Raw genomic sequence first — 26672 nt, 5'->3', positions numbered from 1 at the left:
GTTCAGGAGGTGAGCACGTGCACCAGCGCGCCGGTGGCCCCGGCGAGCACCAGCACCACGATGAACGGCGCGCGCAGCGCCAGGGCGAGTGCGGCGACGGCCAGCCCGGCCAGCCGGCCGTCGACCACCAGGTCCCGCCCCGAGGTCAGCGCCTGCACCGCGACGAGGGCGGCCAGCAGCGCCGCCGGGACGAAGGTGACCACGCGGGTCACCCACGGTCGCTCCACCCAGGCCGCCGGCACCGAGAGCCCGGCCAGCTTGAGCAGGTAGCAGCCGAGCGAGGCGACCAGCACGACCGCCCACAGCGTCCCGGGGCTCACGCCGCCCCCTCCCGCGGCCGGCCGGCGAGGGCCACGGCGACCACCGCGGCCACCACCTGCACGCCCGGCGGCACGAACGGGGTGAGCGCCAGGGCCACGGCCGCGCCGCCCAGCGCCACGCGGCGCGCCACGGCCGGCTCCTCGGCGCCGGCGCGCAGCCGCGGCCACAGCAGCGCGAGGAAGGCGGCCGGGACGACGGCGTCCAGCGCGGCCTGGGCCGTCTCGCCGAGCGCCGCCGCCCCGAGCGCACCGACCAGCGTGGTGGCGTTCCAGACGACGTAGATGGTGGCCCCGCCGGCGAGGAACCCCAGCCGGGCCAGCCCGCGGTCGGGCGCGGCCACGGCCAGCGCGGTCGTCTCGTCGATGACCCACTGGGCCGTGCCCAGCCGGCGCGCCAGCCCGCGCGGTGCCAGCAGCGGCGCCAGGCGCACGCCGTAGACGGTGTTGCGGGTGCCGAGCAGCAGCGCGCTGCCGATCGCGGCCGGCCCGCCGCCCCCGGCGCCGAGCACGCCGACCATCGCGAACTGCGAGGCGCCGGTGAACATCAGCAGCGAGGTGACCAGCGCCTGCCAGGGGTCCAGGCCCGCGGCGTCGGCGGCCGCACCGAAGGCGACCCCGTAGAGACCGACCGCGACCCCGAGCCCGACCGCGTCGCGCAGGACGGCGGTGCGGGCGGCGGAGGACACGGCACCCGACGCTACCGACCGCGGCGGGCGGCCCCGGCGGCACGGGAAGCGACGCGCGGGCGCAGGCGTTCCACCAGGCAGGACTGCGCAGCACATCACCCCGGAGCCGGGCGGACCCCGGTGCCGACCGCCGTACAGTGGCAGGTGGCCCGGATCGCAGGACGCCGCTGCGCGCGGCGGGCCGCGGTCGGGTCCCCCCGTCGAAGGAGACACACGCACCCATGTCCGACACGCTGACCGGCTCGCCGGCGCTCGACGCCGTCAACGCCGCTCTGGCCACCGTCCAGGACCCCGAGATCAACCGCCCGCTGACCGACCTCGGCATGGTCAAGGACGTGCAGATCGGCGTCGGGGGCGACCCGGGCGCCGTGCGCGTCGAGGTCTACCTCACCGTGGCCGGCTGCCCGATGCGCGAGACGATCACCAACCGGGTCACCACCGCGGTGTCCGCCGTCCCCGGGGTGACCTCGGTGCAGGTCGGCCTGGACGTGATGGACGACGCGCAGCGCGCCGAGCTGCGCAAGACCGTCCGCGGGACCGACGCCGCCGAGCCGGTCATCCCCTTCGCCCAGCCCGGCTCGCTGACCCGCGTCTACGCGGTCGCCTCCGGCAAGGGCGGCGTCGGCAAGTCGTCGGTCACGGTGAACCTGGCCGCGTCCCTGGCCCGGCGGGGCCTGTCGGTCGGCGTCGTGGACGCCGACATCTACGGCCACTCGGTGCCGCGCATGCTCGGCGTCGAGGACAAGCCGACGCAGGTCGACAACATGATCATGCCGCCGCAGTCGATGGGCGTGAAGGTCATCTCGATCGGCATGTTCACCCCGGGCAACACCCCGGTCGTGTGGCGCGGCCCGATGCTGCACCGCGCGCTGCAGCAGTTCCTCGCCGACGTGTGGTGGGGCGACCTCGACGTCCTGCTGCTGGACCTGCCGCCCGGCACCGGTGACGTCGCGATCTCGATCGCCCAGCTGCTGCCCAACGCCGAGATCCTCGTGGTGACCACGCCGCAGCAGGCCGCCGCCGAGGTGGCCGAGCGGGCCGGCGCGATCGCCACCCAGACCCACCAGCAGGTGGTCGGCGTCATCGAGAACATGTCGTGGCTGGAGCTGCCCGACGGCTCCCGCATGGAGGTCTTCGGCTCCGGTGGCGGCCAGACGGTCTCCGACGCCCTGACCCGCACGCTGGGCGCCCCGGTGCCGCTGCTGGGCCAGATCCCGCTCGACACCCGCCTGCGCGAGGCCGGCGACGCCGGTGCGCCGATCGTCCTCGCCGAGCCCGAGTCGGCGGCCGCCCGGGCGCTGACGGCGGTGGCCGACTCGCTCGCCGTCCGCTCCCGCGGGCTGTCGGGCCGGTCGCTGGGGCTCACCCCCGTCCGCCGCTGACGTCCTGACGCCGAACGGCCCGGCTCCCCTCGGGGAGCCGGGCCGTTCGGCTGACCGGGGGCCGTCCCGCGGAGCTCCTCGTGGCGCTCTCCCGGTGTCCCTGGAGGCGCCGCCACGGACGGGCGGCGCCGGGGCGGGTCCCGTCCGGTCGCCCGGGAGGACCCGGATCACCTCGGGCCGTGCGCACCGAGCCGTCGTCCGCGGATGTCCCTCGCAGCGGCGAGCGCCGCCAGGATGAGCGTCACGGTGACGAGGGCCGCCCCCACCGCCCACCACCAGAACAACGGGAACACCGACGCGAGGAGCAGTCCCAGACCGAGGCCCCCGGCGCAGAGCACCGCGGCCGCCGTCCACGGCCGGTGGCGCATCGTGCTCTCGAGTCGGGCGCGCCTCCTCACGAGGGACACCGCGAGGACGACCACTGCGGCGACCAGCGGGACGACCGCCGCGAGGTCCACGAGGGACAGCCCGTGGCCAGGGCTGATGGGGATGAGGACGGGGCCCTCGAACCGGGCGGGGACCGCGAACAGGACGAGCGCGACCACCGGCAACGACAGGAGGAGGAGGTTCGACCGCCTCATCGAGCTCTCCCGGAGGGTCGGGTCCGCTGCGGGCGTCAGGCCGGGTAGCGCGGATCGGCGAAGAGAGCCCAGCCTTCCTGCAGCAGGCCGTCCGCGACCCGATAGACCAGGAGGACGGTCGCCGTCCCCGGTCTGTCCCCGCCGGTCGTGCGCGCGTGGACCACGACGAAGTCGTCCCCGTGGCTCTGGGACGAGACCCACTCCCCCCGGTAGTCGGGGTGGTCCCGGAACCACTCGCCGAGCAGGTCCAGGTACGCGTCGATCCGGTGGTCACCCGTCAGGTGGTGGCTGCCGGTGATGTGCCAGACGGCGTCCGGGGCCCACAGGGCCCGTGCGCCGACCCGGTCACCCGCCCGCACGCGCCCGAAGAAGTCGACCACGAGCTGCTCGAGGCCCACCCGCGCTTCCGTCATGGCAGCAGTGTCGGCCTCGAGGACGTCCGTCCTGAAGTGGCTCAGGTCCTCCCCTCGGCCTGGCCGGCAGGTCCGGGTCGCTGCTCAGGCGTTCGCCGCCGAACGCACCTCGAAGGTCGTCACCTCGAAGCGCTCGACGTCTGCGACGGCCGCGCCGCCTGCCTCGGCGGCGTCGGCCCTGACCTGGTCGGCCGCCTCCTCCGATGCACGGAGGGCTGCCTCGTCATGCCACAGCGTCACGGTCAGCACCCTGCCGTTGTGCCGGTCGACCATGCCGATGACGCCCTCGCAACCGTCCATCTGCAGCACTCTCGAGATGAACCCGGCCTGGGTCTGCTCATCGGCGTCCGGCCGATCCGCCGGACCTTCGTAGGTGGTCACTCGAGCGAACACCGCGTGCACCTCCCCGGCGCGGAGGATCTCGAGTGCCCGACTGTCCTCCGACCCCCACCCCGGGGCAAGGAGGTGCGTCGCGCGGCTGCCTCCCGCACCTGCCGGCCGAGGCAACCACCGGCCCGGAGCTCCGTTGCGTCGGGGGACGTGCACTCGACAGCCGCCGGCTCGGAGGGCGTGAGGGACCTCCCACGGCCGGGTGCCGGCGAGGGAGAGCACCGCGACGAGGGCAGCAGGACCGGTTCGGCGATCCGAGGTGGGCGACTACGTCGCGTCGACGTCGAAGGGCGGCGGGGTGGTGCGGTCGGGCTGGCGCACGAGGTCGCTGCCCGACGGCACGAGCCCGGCGGCGGTGGCCCCGGTGGCCCGGGTGGCGCTGCCGCGGCGCACCGGCGGGGCGTCGAACTCGTCCTCGAACAGCTGCGTCCGGATGAACGTCTTGGGGTGGTACTTCCGCAGGTCGAGGTCGCGCAGGCCGGCGAACTCGTCGCCGAGGGACTCGTCGACCTGCGCCCGCACCCCGGTCAGCGCCCCCCGGACCCGCTTGAGCCCGCTCGCGGCGTCCTTCGCCAGGGTGGGCAGCCGCTCGGGCCCGAAGATGAACAGCGCGGCCAGGGCGAGGACGACGATCTCGCCCCAGCCGATCGAGTCGAACACGCGCCGCTCCCCTCTCCCGTCCTCCGCCAGCGTAGGTGCTGCCGGGCGGTGCCCGGCCGCACTACGCCTGGTCGAGCGTGGCCTGCACCGTGGTGGAGGACCCGCCGCGGATCAGCTCCAGCGTGACGACGTCGCCGGGCCGGTGGGAGTCGACGGCGACGACGAGCTCCTCGGAGCTGCCGACCTCCTGGTCGTCGACCCGGATCACCACGTCCTGCTCCTGGACGCCGGCCTCGGCCGCGGCGCTGCCCGGCTCGACGTTCAGCACCAGCGCGCCGTTGCGGGCGCCGTCGGTGACCGACCGGGTGCTGACCCCGAGCGAGGCGTGCACCGCGCTGCCGGTGGCGATGAGCTGCTCGGCGATGCCGCGGGCGGTGTCGATGGGGATGGCGAAGCCCAGGCCGACGCTGCCACCGCCCAGCGAGGCGATCGCGGTGTTGATGCCGATGACCGCGCCGGTGGCGTCGACCAGCGCGCCGCCGGAGTTGCCCGGGTTGATCGGTGCGTCGGTCTGCACGGCGCTGATCACGGCGTTGGTGTCGCTGCCCTCCCCCGCCAGCCGCACCGGCCGGTCGAGGGCGCTGACGATGCCGCTGGTCACGGTGCCGGCCAGGCCGAGCGGCGAGCCGATGGCGACGACGGGGTCGCCGACCACGACGTCGTCGACGCTGCCCAGGGAGGCGGTGACCAGGCCGGGCCGCTCCACCTTGACGACGGCGATGTCGCTGGCCGGGTCGCGGCCCACGATGCGCGCCTCGGAACCGGTGCCGTCGCTGAACACCGCGCGGATCTCGGCGCCGTCGACGCCGTCGGCACCGGACACGACGTGGTTGTTGGTGACGATGTAGCCGCCCTCGCCGTCGACGACGACGCCGGACCCGGTGGCCCCCACCTCGCCGATGCGCACCTCGATCGACACGACGGCCGGGGCGACGTCGGCGGCGATGTCGGACACCGAGCCGGCCTCGCGGGTCACCGCGTCGTCGGTCTCCGACAGCGTGGTGCCCGGCGCCAGCAGCGGGGTCTCGGACGCCTCGCGGGTCAGCAGGTAGCCGACGCCGCCGCCGAGCACGCCGGCCAGCAGCACCGCCAGCACCACCAGGGCCGCGAGGCGCACCGTCAGGTCGCGCAGCCGCAGCTTCCGGCGGCCCTTGCGGTCGACGACGACCGGGCCCTCCTGCGCGGACTCCTCCTCGAAGACCGCCGGCCCGGTGAGCGCGGCCGGGGCGTGCGGGTCGCGCCAGGGGTCGCTCCTCGCGTCGGGCTTCCACCACGGGCCGGCCGAGGTGCGCCGGCGGCCGGGCCGGCCACCGGGCGGCTCCTGCAGACCGGCCTGCCCGGCCGGCGCGCGGAAGGCGCGCAGCACGGCCTCGGGCGGCGGCGGGAGGACCGGCCGCGCGGGCGGCGACGGCCGGTCGCCGGCGAAGCTCCCGGCGACGGCGGCCGGACGCCCGAACGCCGCCTGCTGGGCCGGGCTGGGCGGCGGCGGGGCGACGACGGCGGGCCGGGCGCGCTCGGGCGGGTCGAACGGGCCGGTGGCGCCGGTGGGCCGGGCGAACCCCGCGGCCTCCGCGGCGTCGGGCGTGCCGTCACCGGCGCTCCCGGCGTCGGGAGCCCCGGGCTCCCGGGCATCAGGGGACGTCACGGGTACAGGGTCCTCCCCGGACCGGACGGCGCGCGGCAGCACGCCGGGCGGCCGCCCGGGCCGCCGGTCAGGGCGTGCCGCCCTGCGCGGCCGTGTCGGCCGACGACGGGCCGGTCAGCGTGCGCACCACCGGCGGCACGACCTCGGTGCGCTCCTCGGGCGCGGACGGTCCGGCCACCGACGCCGGCGGCGGGCCCGGCCGGACCGGGCCCCCGTCGGGCAGGTTGACCGCCAGCACCGCGACCCCCAGCCCCAGGCCGGCCAGCGTGCCCGCCACCCCGCGGCGCAGCCAGCGCGCCTGGTGCGGCGCGGCCCGGCGCTGCGGCGGGTCGTCGAGGGAGACGGTCCACCGGCCGGAGGAGCCGGTGACCACCAGCTGGCCCGGACCCGCGGTGACCGAGCCCAGCCCGCCGCCGCCGGGCACCTCGGCGGTGAAGGGGATGGCGCACAGCCGCGACAGCAGGTCGCCCGGGACGTCGACGTCGGCCGCGGCGTGCAGCGCGTCCTTGGCCTCCCGCTGCGCCTGCACCGCCATCCGGCACTCCCAGCAGCCGGCGAGGTGCCGGGCGGCGCGCGCGGCCGGGCCGCTGGCCAGCTCGCCGTCGACCAGCGCGGCGATGGCCTCCTGGGCCAGGTGGCTCTCCGGCAGGCTCACGCGCCGGCCCCCGGGACCGCGGCCCCGCGCGGGGCCAGGTGGGCCAGGGCCTGGCGCAGCTGCACGCGGCCGCGGTGGATGCGGCTGCGGACGGTGCCCAGCTTGATGCCGAGGGTCGCCGCGATCTCCTCGTAGGTCAGGCCCTCGATGTCGCAGAGGACGACGGCCACGCGGAACTCCGGCGACAGCGCGTCGAGCGCGGCCTGCACCTGCGGGTCGAGGTGGGTGTCGGCGTACACCTGCTCGGGGCTCGGCGCGGTGCCCGGCAGCCGCTCGGTGTCCTCGGGCAGGGCGTCGAACCGGATCCGCTGCCGGCGGCGGACCATGTCGAGGAACAGGTTGGTGGTGATCCGGTGCAGCCAGCCCTCGAAGGTGCCCGGCGAGAAGTCGGCCAGGGAGCGGAACACCCGGACGAAGGTCTCCTGCGTCAGGTCCTCGGCGTCCTGGGCGTTGCCGGAGAGGCGGTAGGCGAGGCGGTAGACGCGGGCGGAGTGGTCGCGCACGACCTGCTCCCACGTCGGGGCGACCCACACCTCACCGGCGCCCGCGGCGGGCTGGTCGTCGGCGGACGGGGGGAGGGTGGCCTCGGACACGCCTCCAGTATCCCGGACGCGCACACCGCTGACCTCCCCCGGACCGGTGGCAGGGGGGACGGCGGCACGCTGGGGTGTCACACCCCGTCAACGGACGGCGGGGTGCCCGGTGTTCCCCGGTGTCGCCGTTCACAGGCCCCTCACAGGCTCGGCTCCCCGCCCGGGACGGTCACGGTCGGTAACCTCGCCCGGTGACGATCGCCGGGCCACCGCACTCGGGCGGCACCGGCGCCGCGTGGGCCGACCGCTACGCCGCCGAGGACCCCGTCCTGGTGGCCGCCCGCAGCCGGGCCACCGCGCTGGGCGGCGCGGCCCCGGTGGAGCCCGCGGTCGGGGCGACGCTCGCCGTCCTCGCGGCGGGGGCCGGCGCCCGCACGGTCGTGTCCATCGGCAGCGGTGGCGGCGTCGCGGGCCTGTGGCTGCTGCGGGGCATGCGGCCCGACGGCGTCCTCACCGTCCTGGACACCGACCCCGCCCAGCTGCGCGCCGCCCGCCAGGCGCTCGCCGACGCCGGCGTCCCCGCGGGCCGCACCCGGCTGATCTTCGGCACCCCGGCCGAGGTGCTGCCGCGGCTGTCCCCCGGCGCCTACGACCTGGTGGCCTGCGCCGGCCCGCCGACCGAGTACGCCGCGCACCTCGCCGCGCTGGTCGGGCTGGTCCGCCCCGGCGGCACGCTCACCTGCCACGGCCTGCTGGCCGGCGACCGGATCGGCGACCGCGCGGCCCGCGACGCCGACACCGTCGCCTGGCGGGAGCTGGCGCGCAGCGTCCGCGAGGACGAGGAGCTGACCTCCGCCGTCCTGCCGATCGGCGCGGGCCTGCTGGTCGCCACCCGCCGGTCCTGAGGCCGGTCAGCCCGAGAACGGGTGCTCGGCCAGCGGCTCCCACGGGCCGCCCAGGTAGCGCCACAGCCCCAGCCCGCGGGCGGGGACCGCGTGCGGGGCGAACCCGGCCTCGAGCCGGTCGCGCAGCGCGCGGGCCCGCTCCGGCTCCACCTTGTTCTGCACGGTGACGTGCGCCGAGAGCCGCTGGCGGTCCTGCCGGGTCAGCCACGGGTCGAACTCCGCGGCCAGTTCCCCGTGCAGCGCGGAGAGCTCCGGGGCGGCCAGCCGGTAGGCCACGCCGCGGCCGAGCAGTTGCACTCCGGTCACCGCGACGTCGAACGGCGGACGCGCGGCGACGGTGGCCAGCGCCGCGTCGACGGTGGCCCGCTCCTCCCCCGGCAGCGCGTGGAACAGCGTGACGTGCGCCGCGAGGTGGTTGCGGTCGGCCGGGAAGTGCTCGGCCCGCAGCCGGTCGAACCGCTCCTGCGCCTCCGCCCCCAGCAGGAGCGTGACGACCAACGGTGACGTGCTGGAACGGCCCTCGTGCAGGGACCCGGCCCGAGCGGAGCGAGGGTCGGGGGGCACGGGGGTCCGTCAGACGAAGGCGCGGACGCCCTTGCCCAGGACGGTCACCCCGCCGGCGCTGACGTGGTAGTGCTCCTTGTCCGCGACCGTCTCGACGCCGATGCGCGCCCACGGCGGGACGACCACGTTCTTGTCGAGGATCGCGCGGCGCACGTAGGCGCCCTCGCCGACGACGACGCCGTCCATGAGCACGCTGTCCTCGACCCGCGCGCCGCGGTCGACCCGCACCCCCGGCGAGATCACCGAGTTGTGCACCGACCCGCCGCCGATGATCGCGCCGGCGCTGACCATCGACTCCTCGGCGCGGCCGCCGAGCACGAACTTCGCCGGCGGCTGCTGCGGCGGCAGGGTGAGGATCGGCCAGCGGTCGTTGTAGAGGTTGAAGACGGGGGTGACCGAGACCAGGTCCATGTGCGCGTCGAAGTAGGAGTCGATGGTCCCCACGTCGCGCCAGTAGCCGTGGTCGCGCTCGCTGGCGCCCGGGACGATGTTGGTCGAGAAGTCGTAGACGTAGGCCGCCCCGGCAGCGGCCAGCATCGGCATGATCGAGCCGCCCATGTCGTGCGCCGAGTCGGCGTCCTCCGCGTCGGTGCGCAGGGCCTCCAGCAGCGCGTCGGTGGAGAAGACGTAGTTGCCCATGGAGGCGAAGGACTCCTCCGGGGAGTCCGGCAGCCCCGGCGGGTCGGCCGGCTTCTCCAGGAAGCCGCGCACCTTGCCCCCGGCGTCGGCGTCGATGACGCCGAACTCGGTCGCCTCGCGGCGCGGCACGCGCAGGCCGGCGATGGTCACGCCCGCCCCGGTCTGCAGGTGCTGGTCGATCATCTGGCCCGGGTCCATCCGGTAGACGTGGTCGGCGCCGAAGACGACGACGATGTCGGGCCGCGCGTCGTAGATGAGGTTGAGGCTCTGCAGGATCGCGTCGGCGCTGCCGGTGTACCAGCGCGGGCCGAGCCGCTGCTGGGCCGGCACCGGGGTGACGTAGTTGCCCAGCAGGTTCGACATCCGCCACGTCGTGGTGATGTGCCGGTCGAGGCTGTGGCTCTTGTACTGGGTGAGCACGGCGATCTGCCGGATCTCGGCGTTCACCAGGTTGGACAGGACGAAGTCGATGAGCCGGTAGTTGCCGCCGAAGGGCACCGCCGGTTTGGCCCGGTCCTGGGTCAGGGGGGCCAGTCGCTTGCCCTCTCCACCAGCCAGGACGATGCCGAGCACCCGGGGACCGCCACGCATGGAGCGAACGTAGCCGTTGCGGGCGTCCGGCGTGACCTGACCCGGCGCGGCCGGTCCCCCTAGGGTGACCGCGTGCGCATCGGCATCGTCACCCGTGAGTGGCCCCCGGACGTCTACGGCGGTGCCGGGGTGCACGTCGAGCACCTCGTGGCGGCGCTGCGCTCGCTGCCCGCCGGGCCGGACCTCGACGTGCACTGCTTCGGCGCCCCGCGCGCCGACGCGATCGCGTGGGCGGTGCCGCCGGGCCTGGCCGGAGCCAACGGCGCGCTGCAGGCGCTGGGCACCGACGTCGAGATGGCCGCGGCCCTGTCCACGGTCGACCTGGTGCACAGCCACACCTGGTACGCCAACGGCGCCGGCCTGCTGGCCTCGCTGGTGCACGGCGTCCCGCACGTGGTGACCGCCCACTCCCTGGAGCCGCGCCGTCCGTGGAAGGCCGACCAGCTGGGTGGCGGCTACCGGCTGTCCTCCTGGGTGGAGCGCACCGCCTACCTGGCCGCCGACGGCGTGATCGCGGTCAGCAACGGCATGCGCGCCGACGTGCTCGACGCCTATCCCGACCTCGACCCGGCCCGGGTGCACGTCGTCGGCAACGGGGTCGACGCCGAGGCCTACCGGCCCACGCCCGCGCCCGACGTCGTCCGCTCCCTCGGGGTGGACCCCGACCGGCCGTACGCGCTGTTCGTCGGCCGGATCACCCGGCAGAAGGGCGTCGTCCACCTGCTCCGGGCGGCCGAGCAGCTGCCGCCCGACGCCGGGCTGGTGCTGTGCGCCGGCGCCGCGGACACCCCGGCCGAGCGGCAGCAGGTCGCCGACGCGGTGGCCGAGCTGCAGGCCCGCCGGCCGGGCGTCGTGTGGATCGAGGCCATGCTGCCGCGCGAGCAGCTGGTGCCGCTGATCACCGGCGCCACGGTGTTCGTCGTCCCCTCGGTCTACGAGCCCCTGGGGATCGTCAACCTCGAGGCCGCCGCCTGCGGCACCGCCGTGGTCGCCAGCGCGGTCGGCGGGATCCCGGAGGTCGTCGCCGACGGCGTCACCGGCCTGCTGGTCCCCTACGACCCCGACGACGTCGCCGCGTTCGAGGCCGGCCTCGCCGCGCGGGTCACCGAGCTGCTGCACGACCCGGCGCGGGCCGCGGCGATGGGTGCCTCCGGCCGCGAGCGGGTGCTGTCCGAGTTCGGCTGGCCGGCGATCGCGCAGCAGACCGTGCAGGTGTACTCGGCGGTGCTCGCCACCCGCGGCTGACCGCACCGGGCGCCGGGTGGGAGGCTGTCCCGCCGTGGCCACCGACGCGATCCCGTCCGAGGAGGACCCCCTGCGGGCGCTCGTCCGCGCCTCGCACCACCTCCCCGCGGACGCCGTGGGTGCGGTCGTCGCCGCGCAGGCGCGTCGCCTGGGCGTCCGCGACGCCGTCGTCTACCTGGCCGACTACGCGCAGCACCAGCTGGTCCCGCTGCCCGGCGACGGCGTGCCGGCCCGCGAGGCGCTGGTCATCGACGGCACCGTGGCCGGGCGCGCCTTCCGCCGGGTGCAGCCGGTGCAGTCCCCCGCGGCCGACGGGCCGGCGACGCTGTGGCTGCCGCTGCTCGACGGCGCCGAGCGGATCGGCGTGCTGGAGTTCGTCCTCACCGCGGAGCCGACACCGCGGTTCGAGGACGACGCGCGCTCCTTCGCCTCGCTGGTCGCCGAGCTGGTCGTCACCCGCGACGCCTACAGCGACGTCTTCGCCCGGCTGCGGCGGCGCCGGGAGCTCTCCCTGGCGGCCGAGGTCCAGTGGGAGCTGCTGCCGCCGCTCACCTACGCCAGCGACCGGGTGGTGGTCACCGGCGCCCTCGAGCCGACGTACGAGATCGGCGGGGACACCTTCGACTACGCCGTCAACGGCTCGCTGGTCGACCTGGTGGTGCTCGACGCCGTCGGCCACGGCCTGCCCGCGGCGCTGCTGGCCACCGCGGCCGTCGGCGCCTACCGGCACGCCCGGCGGACCGGGCACGACCTGCCCGACCTGGCCACCGCGATCGACGCCGTGGTGGCCGGCCAGTTCGACGGCAGCCGCTTCGCCACCGCGGCCATCGCCCGGCTCGACCTCGACACCGGGGTGCTCACCTGGGTGAACTGCGGCCACCCCGACCCGCTGGTGGTCCGCGACGGCGTCCTCGTCCGCCCGCCGGTGTGCCCGCCGGCCCGCCCGCTCGGCCTGCTGTCGGGCGCGCCGCAGCCGTGCCGGCTGCAGCTGCGCCCGGGCGACCGGGTGCTCCTGTACACCGACGGGGTCGTGGAGGCCCGCTCGCCGGAGGGCGCGTTCTTCGGCGAGGAGCGGCTGGCCGACCTCGTCGTCCGCGCGGAGCTGGCCGGCGACCCGCCGCCGGAGACCATGCGGCGGCTCATGGGCAGCGTCATGGACCACCAGGCCGGCCGGCTGCAGGACGACGCCAGCATCGTGATGGTCGAGTGGCGCACCGGCCGGGAGTGGCAGCTCCGACTGTGACCGCGACCGCAGGGGCCTCCGCGACGGGAGGGGAGCCGCCCCTCGCCTCCGCCGCACCCCCCGACGTCGTCCTCGGCCTAGTCGCCGCGCCCGGCGCCCCGGCCGAGCTGGCCGCCGACCTGGCCTCCGACGTGACCGGCGCGCTGCGCGAGCGCCACCCCGACGTCGTCTGGGACGTGCGCGTGGTCGAGGACGGCCTGGTGCAGCCGCCGGCCGACGACGCCGAGATCGTCGCCGCGGCCCGCGAGCGCCTGCTGGCCGAGGAGTGGGACCTCGCCGTCGTCGTCACCGACCTGCCGCTGACCGTCGACCGCCGCACCGTGGTGGCGCACGCCAGCCCGGTGCACGGCGTCGCGGTGCTCTCGCTGCCCGCGCTCGGCGCGGTCGGCCGCCGGCGGCGGGCGCTGCACACGTCGGTGGGGCTGGTGCACGCCCTGCTCGGCGGGGACGGGACCGGCGAGGGCGACCCGGAGGCGCTGCGCCGGCGGGTGCGCGAGCTGGCCACCGACCCCGCGGAGTCGACCGAGGGCGTCCGGTTCACCGCGCGGGTGCTCTCGGGCAACCTGCGGCTCCTGGTCGGCATGGTGCGGGCCAACCGGCCGTGGCGGCTGACCGTCCAGCTGTCCCGGGCCCTGACCGCGGCCATCGCCGCCGGGGTGTTCGCGCTGGTCACCGCCGACATCTGGCGGCTGGCCGACCGCTTCGGGTGGCTGCGGCTGACGGTCGTGGGCCTGGGGTCGGTGGTGGCCATCTGCGTCATGCTCGTCGTCGGCGCGCAGCTGTGGGAGCGGGGCCGCTCGCGGCGGGTGCGCAAGCAGGTGGCGCTGTTCAACCTGGCCACGGTCGCCACCGTGGTCATCGGCGTGCTCACCCTGTACGGGGCGCTGTTCGCGCTGGCCCTGGGCGGGGCGCTGCTGCTCGTCCCCGCCGCGCTGTTCGCCGAGGGCCTCGGCCACCCGGCCGCGCTCGGCGACTACCTGGAGCTGGCCTGGCTGACCAGCTCGCTGGCCACCGTGGGCGGCGCGCTGGGCGCGGGGCTGGAGTCCGACGAGGCGGTGCGCGAGGCGGCCTACACGCACCGGCCGGAGCGGGGTCCGTGACCGGCCGCCCGGGTTCCGCGTCCGCGCGGGAGCATGGGGCATGACCATCGCCACCCGGTTCGCCGCGGCGCTCGACGACGTGACCGCGCGCGGCCCGGCCGGCACGGAGCTGCTGCCGGTCCGGCTCGCCCGCGCCGTCGCCACCACCCTCGGGGTCGACGGCGCGGGGTTGTCGGTGGTCGATGCCGCGGGGCGGCGGATCCCGCTGGGGTCGAGCAGCCCCGACGCCTCGTGCGCCGAGCGGCTGCAGTTCACCACCGGGACCGGGCCGTGCCTGGAGGCGCAGCGGACGCGGCAGCCGGTGTTCGCCGTCTGCGCCGACCTGCGCCGCCGGTGGCCGCCGTTCGCCGAGCTGCTCCTCGCGCAGACGCCGTTCCGGGCGGCGGTGGCCCTGCCGCTGCGCGAGGACCTCGCCGGTGCCGGCGCGCTGGACCTCTACTTCACCGACGAGGCGGCGGTCCCCGCGCTCGACGTCTTCGCCGCCGTCGCGGTGGGTGAGCTGGTGACCGCCGAGCTCACCGAGGCGGCCGTGTGGTCGGACTGGCCGGCCGAGCGCGGACCCGACTGGCTGCACGGCCCCGAGGCGGTGCGCCGCGCGTCGGTGCTGCGGGCCGCCGGCCGGGCGGGGCTGGCGCTGGACACCGACGCGGCCACCGCACTGGTCCTGCTGCGCAGCGCCGCCTACGCCGCCGGGCGCTCGGTCGAGGAGCTCGCCGAGGACCTCGAGGACGGCCGGCTGCGCATCGAGGACGTCGTCCCGCCGCGCCGGACCGGCTGAGTCCCGCCGGCACCCCCGGTATTGGGGTGCCCCGCCTCCCTCAGCCGGGCCGTGGGACCGGGCGCCACGGCCCCGGGCGACGGGGCAGCATGGTGCGGGGCGCACCAGCGCGCCACCGTGGTGACCGGCAGCGGCACCGCCCGGACGGGAGGAGCGGCATGGTCGAGGTCCTGGTCGCCGACGACCACGCGTGGCTCCGGTCGAGCGTGGTGGAGCTGCTGACCGCCGCGGGGCACCGGGTGGTGGCTGAGTGCGAGGACGGGACGTCGGTGCTCGCGGCCTTCCTGCGCACTCGGCCCGACGTGCTGCTGCTGGACCTGGTGATGCCCGGCTGCACCGGCCTGGAGGCCGCCCGCGCCGTGCTGGCCGTGGCTCCCGGGGCCCGCGTGCTGATGCTGACGAGCTCGGTGTCCGGCGCCGCCATGGAGGAGGCCCGGGCCCTGGGGGTGGCCGGCTGGCTGCGCAAGGACGACCCGCCGTCGTTGCTGCCCGCCCGCGTGCGCACGGTCGCCGAGGGCGGGACGGCCTGGGAGCCGCCGGTCGGCCCGCCCGCCGTCCGCTGACGCACAGTCACGACTCGGCGACAGCCCGCCGAGGACCCGCGATGATCACCTCCCCCCATCCGGGGACCCGGGTCCCCGCCGGGACCAAGGTCCTTCTCATCCAGGACGCGGGCGTGACCTGATTCCCCTGTCGCGCGGACGGCTGCGACACCGACGGGGAGGCACCACGTGACGATGACGCAGGTCGAGCGACCGCCGACGCTCACCCAGACCGTGCTGGTGGTCGACGACCACCGCACCTTCGCGGAGCTGCTCGCCGGCGCCCTCGAGGCGTCGGGCATGGTCTCCCTCGGCATCGCCTCGTCGGCCGCCCAGGCCGTGGCGATGGCCCGCGACCTGCAGCCCGACGTCGTCGTCATGGACATCGAGATGCCGCACCAGGACGGGCTCGCGGCGACCCGGCGGGTCCGTGAGGTCGCTCCGGGCGCCGTCGTCGCGGTGGTCACCGCCCACCGCGACCCCGACTGGGTGGTCCGCGCCGCGCAGGCCGGCGCCTCGGCGTTCGTCCCCAAGGACGGCTCGCTGGCCGAGATGATCGACGTCCTCAGCCGGGTGCAGCCGGGGCAGATGCTCGTCGCCCCCTCGACCTTCGCCGGCGGTGCACCCCGCGTCCCGTCCTCCGCCGCCGACCGCCCGCAGCTGACCCGGCGCGAGCAGGAGGTCCTCGACTGCCTGGGTCGCGGCATGCCGGTCAAGGGCATCGCCCGGGTCCTCGGCATCAGCGTCGAGACCTGCCGCGGCTACGTGAAGGCGCTGCACGCCAAGCTCGGCGTGCGGTCCCAGCTCGAGGCGGTGGTCCGCGCCCAGGAGCTCGGGATGCTGGGTCCGGGTGGTCGCTGAGGTCCCCGGCCGGGAGCGGCTCGCGCCGCCGTCCCCCCGGCCCCCTCGCACCGACGCCCTCCCCCGCCCCGGACGACGGCGCCCCCGCCGGTACCTGGCCGCGCTGGTCGCCACCGGCGTGTGCGTCCTCCTCGTCGTCGCCGCGGTCACCGTCCTGCTCAGCGGTCGCATCGCGCGGGAGAACGCCGTGGCCGAGGCGCAGCGGACCGCCGAGCGGCTGGCGCAGCTGCTCGTGGCACCCCTGCTCGAGGAGGCCATGACCGGAGAGGCCGAGCGCCTCGACGAGCTCGACCGCGTGCTGCTGAACCGGATGGGCGACGGGTCGGTCACCTCCGTCCTGGTGTGGACCGAGCGCAGCGAGGTCCTGTACGCCACGGACGAGGAGTACGAGGGGACGAGCTCCCCCGCGTCCGACGAGCTGCGGTCCGCCCTGGACGGCACGGTGGTCGCCCACCTCGGCCCCGAGCCCGAGGCCGCCTACGGCGACGACCACGGACCGCTGCTGGAGGTCTACGTCCCCGTGGACGTCGGCGCCGAGCGGATGGTCGTCGAGGTGTACCTCGCCACCGACAGCATCGACGAGCAGGCCGCCCGGCTGCGGTGGCAGATCGTGCCGCTGGCCGTGGGCGCCCTCGTGCTGCTGCAGGTGGTGCAGCTGCCCATCGCGGCGTCCTTGTCGCGCCGGGTGCGCCGGCAGGAGGCCGAGCAGTACGACCTGGTGCTGCGCAACCTCGCCGCGTCCGAGCGGGAGCGGCGCGACATCGCCGCCGACGTGCACGACGGGCCCGTGCAGGACCTCGCCGGGGTGAGCTACGCGCTCAGCGCGCTGCGGGTGGCCGTCCCCGCGCCCCAGCAGCCGACCGTCGACCGACTGGTGTCCACCGTCCGGCACGCGGTCGCGTCGCTGCGCCGGCTGATGATCGACATCTACCCGCCCGACCTGAGCGGTCCGGGGCTGGCCGCCGCCCTCGAGGACCTCGCCGACCGGCTCCGGGAGACCGGCGTGGTGGTCGGCGTGACGGCCGAGGAGCTGCGCGGGCTGCGCCCGGAGCACGCCGCCGTCCTCTACCGGACCGCGCGGGAGGCCCTGGTCAACGTCGCCAAGCACGCGGCGGCGGGCTCGGCGCGGGTGACGCTGACCGGGGCGGAGGTCGACGGCGGCCCCGGCGTGCTGCTCACCGTCGCCGACGACGGCGTGGGGCTGGACGACGCGGACCTCGAGCGCACCGACGGCCACCTGGGCCTGCGGCTGGTCCGCGACCGCGTGCAGGACCTCGGCGGTGTCGTCCGGGTGGAGCCCGGCGAGGACGTGGGCACCGTGGTGACCGCGCTGCTGCCGCTCCCGCACGCCGGGTGACGACGGGGCCGTCGACCCCCCAATCTGCGGGACCCGCACCTCCCCCGTTCCCGGCTGGGACCAGGGCGTTCGCCCCGTCAGGGTCGGAGGTGTCGCCACACGCAGCCCAGGAGTCCCCGTGAGCAACACCAGCCGCAGCGCCCTCGCCCTCGACCGCCGCGACCTGCTGAAGGTCGGCCTGCTGGGCACCGCCGCCCTCGCCCTGCCGTGGCAGGGGGTGCTGTCGGCCAAGAGCGTCTCGCGGATCTCCAGCGGCCGCATCCCGCGGCCCTACACGGTGCCCTTCGCCTCGCCGCCGGTGCTCGCGCCGGTCCGGCGGGACGCCACCACCGACTACTACCGGATCGAGCAGACGGCCTTCACCGGCCAGATCCTGCCGGGCGTGAACACCCCGCTGTGGGGCTACAACGGCTCGGTCCCCGGCCCGACGATCAAGGCCCAGCGGGGACGGCGGACCGTCGTCCGGCAGGTCAACAAGCTGCCGGCCGTCCACCCCACCCTGCGCTACACCCCGTGGACGTCGACCCACCTGCACGGCATGCCGTCGGAGCCGCAGTACGACGGGTACGCCGGGGACAACTCGCTGCCGGGGCAGTGGAAGGACTACGTCTACCCGAACGCCTGCGAGGCGCGGACGCTCTGGTACCACGACCACGGCGTGCACCACACCGCCGAGAACGTCTACATGGGGCTGGCCGGCCTCTACCTGGTCAGCGACGCGGTGGAGTCGGCCCTGCCGCTGCCGCGCGGCCCCTACGACGTGCCGCTGGTCCTCAGCGACGTCGCCTTCGCCGAGAACGGCTCCCTGCTCTGGGAGGACAACAGCCACTCCGGTGTCTACGGCGACGTGAACCTGGTCAACGGGCGCCCCTGGCCCACGCTCCGGGTCGCGCGGCGCAGGTACCGCTTCCGCATCCTCAACGCCTCGATCGCCCGCGGCTACCGGCTCCGGCTGAGCAACGGCCAGCCGTTCCAGGTGATCGCCACCGACGGCGGGCTGATGGCCGCACCGCAGACGGTCACCCAGATCACCGTCGGCATGGCCGAGCGCTACGAGATCGTCGTCGACTTCGCCACCGTCGCGGCCGGCCAGCGCGTGCAGCTGGTCAACCTCGGCGTCGCCAACGCGCCCGACTACGACCACAGCGGCAAGGTCGTGCAGTTCGAGGTGACCGGCGACGCGTTCGACCCGAGCAACAACACCGTCCCCGCGACGCTGGCCCCGCCGCACCCCGCGATGGCGCTGACGGCGGCCATGGCGACGACGACGCGGCGGATGCGGCTCGAGCGCAGCAACGGCCTGTGGACGATCAACGGCAAGACCTGGGACGACGTCGAGGACGGCGACTACGAGCCGGTCTTTGCCAACCCCGCGCCCGGGGACGTCGAGATCTGGGAGGTCGAGAACAGCTCGGGCGGCTGGTTCCACCCGCTGCACATCCACCTGGTCGACTTCCAGGTCCTCTCCCGCAACGGCCGGCCGCCGCGGCCGGAGGAGCGGGGTCCCAAGGACGTCGTCTACGTCGGCGAGAACGAGACCGTCCGGCTGCTCATGCGGTTCTCCTCGCCCGACGGGCCGCACGGCCGCTACATGGTCCACTGCCACAACCTCAGCCACGAGGACCACGACATGATGACCCAGTTCCAGGTCGGCGAGCACGACGCCGACTGCGACCCGATCAACGCCGCCCCGCCCCGGTCGGGTCCGGAGACCCCGCTGTGAGCGCGGCCGTCGAGCAGGTGGTCCCGGCGGCCGGCGTCCGCCACCCGGCGACCCCGGTCCGCTGGGCCGCGGCCGCCGCGACGGCGGTCGCCGGTGGCCTGCACGTGGCCGCGGCCGTGCAGCACCTGGGCGCCGGGGACCTGGTCGTCGGCTTCTTCCTGGCCACCGCCCTGGCGCAGGTCGGCGCCGCCGCGTGGCTGGCCCTGGGTCCGGCCACCGACCGCTTCCTGGGCACCGTGGTCCTGGGCACGGTCGGGCTGGTCGTCCTCTACCTGGGAGGTCACACCACCGACCTGCTCGACCCGTTCCTCGGTCACGACCACGCCGCGGTCGCCGGCGGGCACACGGGGCACACGGCGACGACCGGGCCCGTGGCGCTCGACGCCGAGCCGACGGAGGTCCCCGAGCCGCCGGTGCTGGGGACGGTGACGGTGGCGGTGGAGCTCCTGGGCACGCTGGCCGCCGCCGCGCTGCTGCCGGCCCGTGCCCGGCGGCTGGTGCTCGACGGGCTGCTGGCCCTGGGCGCGCTGGTCTGGCTGCTGTGGCTGGCCGGGGTCCTGGGCTGACCCGCCGGACGCCGCCCGCCGCGCCGTGGCGGCTGCTGCGCCGGACGGGGCGGCTCGTCGTCCCGCTGGCCGTCGTCCTGGCCCTGGTGCTCGCCGCCTCGGTGACCGGCCTGCTGCCGGTCCATCTGGTCCGGGTGGGCGCGCAGAGCATGCAGCCCACCCTCGCGGCCGGGGACCTGGTGCTCGTCGACCGCGGCGCCGGGCCCGTCGGGCGCGGGGAGGTCGTCGCGGCCCGGCACCCGGGCACCGGCGAGCTGGTGGTCAAGCGGGTGGTGGGGCTGCCCGGTGACCGGGTCGCCCTCGAGGACGGCGCGCTCGTCGTCGACGGCACCGCCGTCTGCGAGACGTCGGTGGACGCCGAGCACCTCGACGGCGTCTGGTTCGGCCCCGTGACGGTGGAGGAGGGCCGGCTGTTCCTGCTCGGGGACGCCCGCGCCGACTCGGTGGACTCGCGGGTCTTCGGCGCGGTGCCCTCCGGCGACGTCGTCGGGGTGGTCTCCGGCCGTGTCTGGCCGGACCCCGGCGCGCTGCCGTCGACCTCCTGCTGACCGGCCCGCGTGACCGTCCTCGCAGGTCGGGGCGGGAATCGGCGGGTCGCGCCCGGTGCTGTTCGGACGTGGCAGCCGCTCCCTCGCCGTCCGCCGTCTCGACTCCCCCGGCCCCCGCGCCGGTGCCCTCCCCCACCCGCCTGCTCGACGTCCGCACCGTCTACGCCGAGCCGGCCGCGATCGACTCCGCCCGCGGCCGCGAGGTGCTGGCCCGCTTCCCCGGCGCCGAGATCGTCGAGGTGCCCTCGCACTGGCAGATCCCCGAGCTGAACGGCAACGAGGGCAACGTCGAGCGCTGGGTGCGGGTCAAGACCGAGACGCTGGTGCTCGGCGTGAAGAAGTCGCTGTCGGCCCGGCCCAACAGCCGCTCGTCGAACTGGATCGCGCCCTCGACGGCCAACGGCTGTGCGATGGCCTGCGCGTACTGCTACGTCCCGCGGCGCAAGGGGTTCGCCAACCCGATCACCGTGTTCACCAACATCGAGCAGATCACCGGCTACCTGCGCCGGCACGTCGCCCGGCAGGGCGTCAAGGCCGAGGCCGACCAGTGCGACCCGGTCAGCTGGGTCTACGACATCGGCGAGAACAGCGACTGCTCGGTTGACGCGCTGGTCAGCGACAACGTCGCCGACCTGGTGGCCACCTTCCGCGAGCTGCCCACGGCCAAGGCCTCCTTCGCCACCAAGTACGTCAACCGGCAGTTGCTCGACCTCGACCCGCAGGGCCGCACCCGCGTCCGGTTCTCGCTCATGCCCGACGCCGACTCGCGGGTGATCGACGTCCGGACCAGCCGCATCGCCGAGCGCATCGGCGCCGTCGACGACTTCGTCGAGGCCGGCTACGAGGTGCACCTCAACCTGTCGCCGGTGGTCCTGCGCGACGGGTGGGAGGCGGACTGGGCGCAGCTGCTGCGGCAGCTCGACGACACCCTCTCCCCCGCGGCCAAGGCCCAGGCGGCGGCCGAGGTGATCATGCTGACCCACAACCGCGACCTGCACGAGGTCAACCTCGGCTGGCACCCCAAGGCCGAGGACCTGCTGTGGCGGCCGGACCTCCAGCAGCCCAAGCGCAGCCAGAACGGCCAGTGGAACGTGCGCTACCGCAACGACGTCAAGCGTGCCGGCGTGGAGCGGCTGCAGGAGCTCGTCGCCCACCACGCGCCCTGGCTGCGCATCCGTTACGCGTTCTGACGTGCCGGCCGACCGGGGTCCCCGGGACCGGGCGCCGGCGGGGCTGTGGCACCGTGGCGACGGAGGACGAGCGCCGGCGCGACCGGCGGCCACCGCAGCACGACGGGCCGGAGGGGGAGCCGTGGCGCTGACACCGCGGGGGGTGACGTCTTCGGCCGCCCTCCCCGCGCCGGCCCTGCTCGAGGCCCTGCCGGACACGGTGGTGGTCGCCGACGAGGCCGGGAACATCGCCTACGTCAACCCCGCGGTCCGGGCGCTGCTCGGCCACGACCCCGGGGACCTCACGGGCCGGCCGCTGACGGTCCTGATGCCCGAGCGCCTGCGCGACAGCCACGGGGAGGGGTTCAGCCGGTTCCGGCGGACCGGCGTCGGGGAGCTGGTCGGCTCCACCACCCAGGTGCCCGCGCTGCGGGCCGACGGGCAGGAGATCGCCATCGACCTGACCCTGTCCCGGCTGGACCCCGTGCCGGGTGCCGATCCGGACGGCGCCGTGGTGGTGGCCGTGCTGCGCGACGCCAGCACCACGGTCCTCCTGGAGCGCCAGCTGCAGGTCAGCCGGTACCTCACGGCCACGCTGCGGGTCACCGCGGCGCTCACCGAGGCACCCGACGCCGACGTCGCGTTCGAACGGCTCCTGGCCACGCTCTGCGCCGAGCTGGACTGGGACGTCGCCGCCCTGTGGGAGGCCGACGACAGCGGCGGCCGGCTCCGGCCCGCCGGCACGTGGACCGCGCCCGGACTCGACGTCGGCGTCCTGCACGCCGGGACGTGCGGGCACCCGCTCGCCCGGGGGCAGGGGCTGCCGGGCCTGGCCTGGTCGTCCCGGGCGCCGGTGGTGGTGGAGGACCTGTGGAGCGACCCGCGCTTCCTCCGCGGCGCCGCGGCGCGCGCCGACGGCCTGCGCACCGGGGTGGCCTTCCCCGTGCTGCGCGGGGGCACCGTGGTCGCGGTCTGCGAGCTGTTCTCCCGGCAGTCGCGACCGGTGCCGGTCGAGCTGCTCGACGTCCTCGCGCACGCCGGCCGGCAGATCGGCCAGTTCCTGGGCCGGCTGCGCGCGGAGTCCGAGGTCCGGCACCTCGCCGACACCCTGCAGCGCAGCCTGCTCCCCTCCCACCTGCCGACCGTCCCCGGGCTCGACCTCGCCGCCCGCTACCGGGCCGGGGGCGGGGCGGCCCTGGTGGGCGGTGACACCTACGACGTCACCGAGCTGCCCGACGGGCGCTCCCTGCTGCTCATCGCCGACGTGTGCGGCACCGGCGCTGAGGCGGCCGCGGTGACCGCCCTCGCGCGCCACACGGCCCGCGCGGCCGCGGCCGCCGGGGACCCGGCCGAGGTGCTCCGGGCGGTCAACGCCGCGCTGCTGCGGGAGCAGGCCGCCGGTCCCCTCCGGTTCGTGACCGCGTGCTGCCTGGTGCTCGGACCACGCGGCGAGGACGGCACACGGGCCGAGCTGAGCGTCGCCGGTCACCCGCTGCCGCTGCTGCGCACGTCGGGAGGCTGGTCGGAGGTCGGCGCCCGCGACGTCCCGCTCGGCATCGACGCCGGGGCCCGGTTCGACCCCGTCGCCCTTCCCCTCCCGCCCGGGGCGTCGCTGGTCCTCTACACCGACGGGGTCACCGAGGCCCGGGACGACGCCGGCGTCCAGCTCGGAGAGGCCGGGCTGGTCACGCTGTTGAGCCAGCCGGGCGTGGACGGCGCCGAGTGCATCGTCGAGCGGATCTCGGCCACGGTGGCGGAGCGGCTGCGGAACTCCCGGTACGAGGCCGACGACCTGGCCGTCCTGGCGCTGACCGTCCCGGTCTGAGCCGGTACCCCGGCGCCGGCCACCACCGTCCCGCACCGGGTGCCGCGCCGACCACGGCTACGGTGGCGGCGTGGCGCGGGTGGTGGTCGTCGGCGCGGGGCTCGGCGGCCTGGCCGCGGCCGCGCGGCTGGCCGCGCTCGGGCACCGGGTCACCGTACTGGAGCAGTCCGACGACGTCGGCGGCAAGCTCGGCTGGTACGCCCGCGACGGCCACGCCTTCGACACCGGCCCGAGCCTGGTCACCCTGCCCCAGGTGCACCGCGACCTGTTCGACGCGACCGGCGGGCCGCTGGAGGACGCCGTCGACCTCGAGCGCCTCGACCCCGCCGTCGACTACCGCTTCGGCGACGGCACCCGGCTGGCGGTGCCCGGCCACCTCGACGCGGTGCCCGCCGCGCTCGACGGGGCACTGGGCGAGGGCGCCGGCGCGCAGTGGCGGGCGCTGCTCGACCGCGCCGAGGCGATGTGGGCGATCACCGAGCAGCCCTTCCTCCGCTCACCGCTGCGCGGTGCGGCCACCCTCGCGCGGCTGGCCCGCGACCCGGGCGACGTCGGCACGGTGGCGCCCTGGCAGACGCTGCGCGGCCTCGGCGCCCGCTACCTGCGGGACCCGCGGCTGCGGGTGCTGCTCGACCGGTACGCCACCTACTCCGGGTCCGACCCGCGGCGGGCGCCGGCGGTGCTGGCCACCGTGCCCTACGTCGAGCAGGCGTTCGGCTCCTGGTACGTCCGCGGCGGGCTGCACCGGCTGGCCGAGGCGGTCGCCGACCGGGCGCGCGAGCGCGGCGCCGACGTCCGCACCGGCACCCCGGTGCGCCGGGTGCTCGGCGACGGTGGGCGGGTGTCGGCCGTCGAGCTCGCCGACGGCGGGGAGATGACCGCCGACGTCGTCGTCTCGGGTGCCGACGCCACCGCGCTGTACGCCGGGCTGCTGCCGCCGTCGCGGCGGACGCGGGCGGTACGACGGGGGCTGACGCGGGCGACGCCGTCGCTGTCGGGGTTCGTCCTGCTGCTGGCGCTGCGCGGCCGGACGCCGGGGCTGGCGCACCACACCGTGCTGTTCCCCGAGGACTACGACGCCGAGTTCGACGCCGTCTTCGGCACCGGCCGGCACCGCGGCGTCCCGTGCCCCGTACCCGACCCCACCGTCTACGTGAGCGCGCCCGACGACCCGGTGACCCGCCCCGACGACGACAGCGAGTCGTGGTTCGTGCTGGTCAACGCGCCGCGGCACGACCCCGACGGCGGCGTCGACTGGGACGCTCCCGGCCTGGCCGACCGCTACGCGGCGCGGGTGCTGGAGGTCATGGCCGCGCGGGGACTCGACGTCCGCGACCGGGTGCGCTGGTGCGTGACCCGCACCCCGGCCGACCTCGCCCGCGAGACCGGCAGCGTCGGCGGCTCCATCTACGGCACGTCGAGCAACGGGGCCCGCGCGGCCTTCCTCCGGCCGGGCAACGCCGCGCCAGTGCGCGGGCTCTACCTGGTCGGCGGTTCCTCGCACCCCGGCGGCGGGCTGCCGCTGGTGGCGCTGTCGGCCGAGATCGTCGCGGGGTTGATCGGCCCCGCCTGACGCACCGGCGGTGCCGCGCGCCGGGTCAGAACGGTGGGGGGTCGTCGTCCGGCTCGGTCGCCTGCTGCGGTGGTGATCCGGTGTCGGCCGGTGATGTCGTCTCGGCCGGCGGTGGTGGTCGCAGGCCCGGTGGTCTCGTCGTGCGGGTGATGCCGGACGGGGTGGTCACGGTGAGCACGCCGTCGGGGGTCATGGTGAACCGCCAGCCGGGGGCGAAGGTCTTGAGCCGGTGGTGGCTGCGGCACAGGCAGCACAGGTTGGCGCAGTCGGTGGCGCCGCCGCAGGCGTGCGGGAGGACGTGGTCGGCGTCGGCCCAGCCCACCCGTTGGCCGCAGCCGGGGAAGCGGCAGGTGCGATCGCGGGTGTGCACGAACGCCTGCTGCGCTCCCGACGGCTCGTAGGCGTCGGTCTGCCCCGGCCGGTCGAGGACTCCGCATCCGCAGTTGAGGCCCGAGTGCGTGGGGCAGCCGCGCTTGGCCAGGCGGCGCAGTTGCTCCAGCGAGGTCGTCGCCCGCAGCGTGCCGTCGTCGTCGGTCAGCGCCAGCGTCACCGAACCGCCGGGCGAGGTGCGCACGCCGAGGGCGTCGAGTCGGGCGAGCAGGTCGCGCAGCTGGCCGATGGTGATTGGCAGCCCGTTCACCTCACCCGCCTCGCCGCTGCGGCCGGTCAGGGCGCTGAGGGTGGCGATCAGCTGCAGGTGCGCCGTCACCGGCGGCCGCGAGTCGTCCCACGGCCGCTGGATCAGGTCGGCCAGCACCGCAGCCCGCAGCTGGCCGATGGGGCGGTCGTCGCCGTCCTTCTTCAGCAGGACCGCGAGCTGGTCGACCAGGTCGAAGCACGCCGCCGCCACCGGCGCGGGCAGATCGGCGGCCAGCGTGCTCATGCCCTCGCGCGGGGAGGGGTAGACGCGCACGTCGGCCTGCCGCTCCGCCTCCTTGCGCCGGGCATCCACCGCGTCCGCGTCCACCGCCAGCAGCGCGGCCACGGCCCGCTTGCGCAGCACGTGCGTCGTCCAGCCGGCGGCCTGGGGCAGCAGCTGGGACTCCACCTGCCGCGCGACGCCGGGGTCGGTGTGCTGCAGGACATCGACGAGCACCTTGGCCCGCGCCTCGTCCAGCACGCCTTCCGCGAGGGCCGCCCACGTCGCCGGCAGCGACTCGCGGTAGACCCACGCCCGCTGCGCCAGCAGCGAGGCGCTGCGTCGCCCGCAGTTGATGATCATGGCCAGCTCGGCGGTGAAGAACTCCGAGACGCCGGGCAGCTCCGGATCCGGCGCCCACGACCCCCGCTTGGCACCGGGAGTCCCGGGTGCGGGGTCGAGGTCGTCGGGGCTGTCGTCGGCCAGGCCGAGGACGAGCTCGGCCTCGTAGGCGGCGTCCATCGCCTTGCGGGCCTGCACCCGGGCCAGCTCGGCGGCCTTCTGCTCCCGCGAGAGCAGCGCCACCGGCAGCCGCTGCACCTCCGGCGCGCCGGCGACGAGCAGGTCGAGGAGACCACCGGCGAACACCGGCGGCGCGTCGTCCTCCATCTCCTGCACGACCCGAACCTACGACCGGGGTACGACAGTTCTTGCAGGTCACGGGCTCGCCAGCAGACGTGCACCGGGAGGAGTCGCCCGGCACGTGCAGAAGCGGCCCGCGACCGCGGGGAGCGTGCCAGGGTCGGCCGGTGCGCACCGACCCGCCCGAGTCCGCCCCGGAACTCGTGCAGCTGACCGCCTACCTCGACTTCCACCGCCAGACGCTGCTGCTGAAGGCCGACGGCCTCACCCGGGAGCAGCTCGCGCACCGGCACCCGCCCTCGGCCCTGACGCTGGCCGGGCTGGTCTACCACCTGGCGCTGGTCGAGGAGACGTGGATGGTGCAGCGCTTCGCCGGCGGGCCGATCCCCGAGCCGTGGGACACCGTCGACTGGGACGCGACCCCCGACTGGGAGCTGGAGACCGGCCCCACCCTCGAGCCGCAGGTGCTGCGCAGCCGCTACGAGGAGGCCTGCCGCCGCTCGCGGGACGTCGTCGCGGACGCCGGCGACCTCGACGCGCTGTCGGCCGTGCCGTTGCGCAACGGCAACCGCTTCAGCCTGCGCTGGGCGCTGCTGCACCTGCTGGAGGAGACCGCCCGGCACAACGGGCACGCCGACCTCATCCGCGAGGCGATCGACGGCGTCCTCGGCGAGTGA

General features: G+C 76.1%; 28 protein-coding genes. 16 read left to right on the top strand and 12 right to left on the bottom strand.

Going from position 1 to position 26672, the window contains the following annotated elements:
• Positions 1–2: 2 nt before the first annotated feature.
• Both LY71_RS03670 and LY71_RS03665 read right to left on the bottom strand, forming a co-directional pair.
• On the bottom strand, positions 3–320 hold the full coding sequence (locus LY71_RS03670) for an AzlD domain-containing protein (protein WP_106275613.1): 318 nt from the start codon (positions 318–320) through the stop codon (positions 3–5).
• Positions 317–1006: an AzlC family ABC transporter permease gene (locus tag LY71_RS03665; protein ID WP_245887643.1), complete on the bottom strand. Its 690-nt coding sequence runs from the start codon at positions 1004–1006 to the stop codon at positions 317–319. Before LY71_RS03665 ends, LY71_RS03670 begins: the two co-directional genes overlap by 4 nt.
• A 221-nt stretch (positions 1007–1227) precedes the next feature.
• Between LY71_RS03665 and LY71_RS03660 the strand changes: the two genes are divergently transcribed.
• Positions 1228–2388: an Mrp/NBP35 family ATP-binding protein gene (locus LY71_RS03660; protein WP_106275612.1), complete on the top strand. Its 1161-nt coding sequence runs from the start codon at positions 1228–1230 to the stop codon at positions 2386–2388.
• A 167-nt stretch (positions 2389–2555) separates the two neighbouring features.
• On the opposite strand, the gene LY71_RS03655 is transcribed toward LY71_RS03660, so the two are convergent.
• From LY71_RS03655 to sigE, 7 genes are all read right to left on the bottom strand, one after another.
• Positions 2556–2969, bottom strand: a complete 414-nt coding sequence (locus LY71_RS03655) for a hypothetical protein (protein WP_106275611.1) — start codon at positions 2967–2969, stop codon at positions 2556–2558.
• Between the two features lie 35 nt (positions 2970–3004).
• Positions 3005–3382, bottom strand: coding sequence for a nuclear transport factor 2 family protein (locus LY71_RS03650; protein WP_106275610.1), 378 nt, complete (start codon positions 3380–3382; stop codon positions 3005–3007).
• An 84-nt stretch (positions 3383–3466) separates the two neighbouring features.
• Positions 3467–3763 carry a hypothetical protein gene (locus LY71_RS03645; RefSeq protein WP_146146052.1) on the bottom strand — a complete coding sequence of 99 codons (297 nt, stop codon included), beginning with the start codon at positions 3761–3763 and terminating at the stop codon, positions 3467–3469.
• Positions 3764–4039: 276 nt separating this feature from the next.
• Positions 4040–4432 carry a twin-arginine translocase TatA/TatE family subunit gene (locus tag LY71_RS03640; RefSeq protein ID WP_106275608.1) on the bottom strand — a complete coding sequence of 131 codons (393 nt, stop codon included), beginning with the start codon at positions 4430–4432 and terminating at the stop codon, positions 4040–4042.
• A gap of 61 nt (positions 4433–4493) precedes the next feature.
• Positions 4494–6077 carry a S1C family serine protease gene (locus tag LY71_RS24375; RefSeq protein ID WP_106275607.1) on the bottom strand — a complete coding sequence of 528 codons (1584 nt, stop codon included), beginning with the start codon at positions 6075–6077 and terminating at the stop codon, positions 4494–4496.
• 67 nt (positions 6078–6144) lie between these two features.
• A complete protein-coding gene (locus LY71_RS03630; protein WP_106275606.1) occupies positions 6145–6732 on the bottom strand; it encodes an anti-sigma factor family protein in 588 nt (195 codons plus the stop codon).
• Positions 6729–7325 carry an RNA polymerase sigma factor SigE gene (gene sigE / locus LY71_RS03625; protein ID WP_245887642.1) on the bottom strand — a complete coding sequence of 199 codons (597 nt, stop codon included), beginning with the start codon at positions 7323–7325 and terminating at the stop codon, positions 6729–6731. The genes LY71_RS03630 and sigE overlap by 4 nt, the downstream gene beginning before the upstream one ends.
• Before the next feature lie 191 nt (positions 7326–7516).
• Between sigE and LY71_RS03620 the strand changes: the two genes are divergently transcribed.
• Positions 7517–8170: an O-methyltransferase gene (locus LY71_RS03620; RefSeq protein WP_106275605.1), complete on the top strand. Its 654-nt coding sequence runs from the start codon at positions 7517–7519 to the stop codon at positions 8168–8170.
• 6 nt (positions 8171–8176) lie between these two features.
• On the opposite strand, the gene LY71_RS03615 is transcribed toward LY71_RS03620, so the two are convergent.
• Positions 8177–8668: a 2'-5' RNA ligase family protein gene (locus LY71_RS03615; RefSeq protein WP_245887641.1), complete on the bottom strand. Its 492-nt coding sequence runs from the start codon at positions 8666–8668 to the stop codon at positions 8177–8179.
• A gap of 75 nt (positions 8669–8743) precedes the next feature.
• Entirely contained in the window at positions 8744–9964 is a 1221-nt protein-coding gene (gene glgC, locus LY71_RS03610) for a glucose-1-phosphate adenylyltransferase (protein WP_106275603.1), read from the bottom strand.
• 72 nt (positions 9965–10036) lie between these two features.
• Here glgC and glgA point away from each other — a divergent pair, with 72 nt between their 5' ends.
• The 13 genes from glgA (at position 10037) to LY71_RS03545 (ending at position 24494) form a co-directional block, all read left to right on the top strand.
• Positions 10037–11209, top strand: a complete 1173-nt coding sequence (gene glgA / locus LY71_RS03605) for a glycogen synthase (RefSeq protein WP_106275602.1) — start codon at positions 10037–10039, stop codon at positions 11207–11209.
• Positions 11210–11243: 34 nt separating this feature from the next.
• On the top strand, positions 11244–12452 hold the full coding sequence (locus LY71_RS03600) for a PP2C family protein-serine/threonine phosphatase (protein WP_106275601.1): 1209 nt from the start codon (positions 11244–11246) through the stop codon (positions 12450–12452).
• Positions 12449–13552, top strand: coding sequence for a hypothetical protein (locus LY71_RS03595; protein WP_106275600.1), 1104 nt, complete (start codon positions 12449–12451; stop codon positions 13550–13552). Before LY71_RS03600 ends, LY71_RS03595 begins: the two co-directional genes overlap by 4 nt.
• 40 nt (positions 13553–13592) lie before the next feature.
• On the top strand, positions 13593–14330 hold the full coding sequence (locus LY71_RS03590; RefSeq protein ID WP_245887640.1) for a GAF domain-containing protein: 738 nt from the start codon (positions 13593–13595) through the stop codon (positions 14328–14330).
• A 158-nt stretch (positions 14331–14488) separates the two neighbouring features.
• Positions 14489–14893 carry a response regulator gene (locus LY71_RS03585; RefSeq protein WP_170121201.1) on the top strand — a complete coding sequence of 135 codons (405 nt, stop codon included), beginning with the start codon at positions 14489–14491 and terminating at the stop codon, positions 14891–14893.
• 174 nt (positions 14894–15067) lie between these two features.
• Positions 15068–15733, top strand: coding sequence for a response regulator (locus tag LY71_RS03580; RefSeq protein ID WP_245887677.1), 666 nt, complete (start codon positions 15068–15070; stop codon positions 15731–15733).
• A complete protein-coding gene (locus LY71_RS03575; protein WP_106275597.1) occupies positions 15723–17090 on the top strand; it encodes a sensor histidine kinase in 1368 nt (455 codons plus the stop codon). The genes LY71_RS03580 and LY71_RS03575 overlap by 11 nt, the downstream gene beginning before the upstream one ends.
• A 118-nt stretch (positions 17091–17208) precedes the next feature.
• Positions 17209–18813 (top strand): multicopper oxidase family protein, encoded by a 1605-nt coding sequence (locus LY71_RS03570; protein ID WP_106275596.1) that lies wholly within the window; start codon positions 17209–17211, stop codon positions 18811–18813.
• On the top strand, positions 18810–19379 hold the full coding sequence (locus LY71_RS03565) for a hypothetical protein (RefSeq protein WP_106275595.1): 570 nt from the start codon (positions 18810–18812) through the stop codon (positions 19377–19379). The genes LY71_RS03570 and LY71_RS03565 overlap by 4 nt, the downstream gene beginning before the upstream one ends.
• Complete coding sequence (gene lepB / locus LY71_RS03560; protein WP_170121200.1) at positions 19355–19927, top strand: signal peptidase I; 573 nt, start codon at positions 19355–19357, stop codon at positions 19925–19927. Before LY71_RS03565 ends, lepB begins: the two co-directional genes overlap by 25 nt.
• Positions 19928–19995: 68 nt before the next feature.
• Complete coding sequence (locus LY71_RS03555) at positions 19996–21117, top strand: spore photoproduct lyase family protein (RefSeq protein ID WP_106275594.1); 1122 nt, start codon at positions 19996–19998, stop codon at positions 21115–21117.
• 142 nt (positions 21118–21259) lie between these two features.
• Positions 21260–22921, top strand: a complete 1662-nt coding sequence (locus tag LY71_RS03550; RefSeq protein ID WP_106275593.1) for a SpoIIE family protein phosphatase — start codon at positions 21260–21262, stop codon at positions 22919–22921.
• 70 nt (positions 22922–22991) lie between these two features.
• On the top strand, positions 22992–24494 hold the full coding sequence (locus LY71_RS03545) for a phytoene desaturase family protein (protein WP_106275592.1): 1503 nt from the start codon (positions 22992–22994) through the stop codon (positions 24492–24494).
• Between the two features lie 25 nt (positions 24495–24519).
• Here LY71_RS03545 and LY71_RS03540 read toward each other — a convergent pair whose 3' ends face one another.
• The gene (locus LY71_RS03540; RefSeq protein ID WP_106275591.1) at positions 24520–26022 is read right to left on the bottom strand and encodes an HNH endonuclease signature motif containing protein; all 1503 of its coding nucleotides are present in this window, start codon (positions 26020–26022) and stop codon (positions 24520–24522) included.
• Positions 26023–26162: 140 nt separating this feature from the next.
• Between LY71_RS03540 and LY71_RS03535 the strand changes: the two genes are divergently transcribed.
• Complete coding sequence (locus LY71_RS03535; RefSeq protein WP_106275590.1) at positions 26163–26672, top strand: DinB family protein; 510 nt, start codon at positions 26163–26165, stop codon at positions 26670–26672.

The organism is Geodermatophilus tzadiensis (assembly GCF_003002915.1).
In the GTDB taxonomy this organism is placed as follows: domain Bacteria; phylum Actinomycetota; class Actinomycetes; order Mycobacteriales; family Geodermatophilaceae; genus Geodermatophilus; species Geodermatophilus tzadiensis.
The sequence above is the reverse complement of the archived record's forward strand: the minus strand, read 5'-3'. Positions and strand labels throughout refer to the sequence as shown.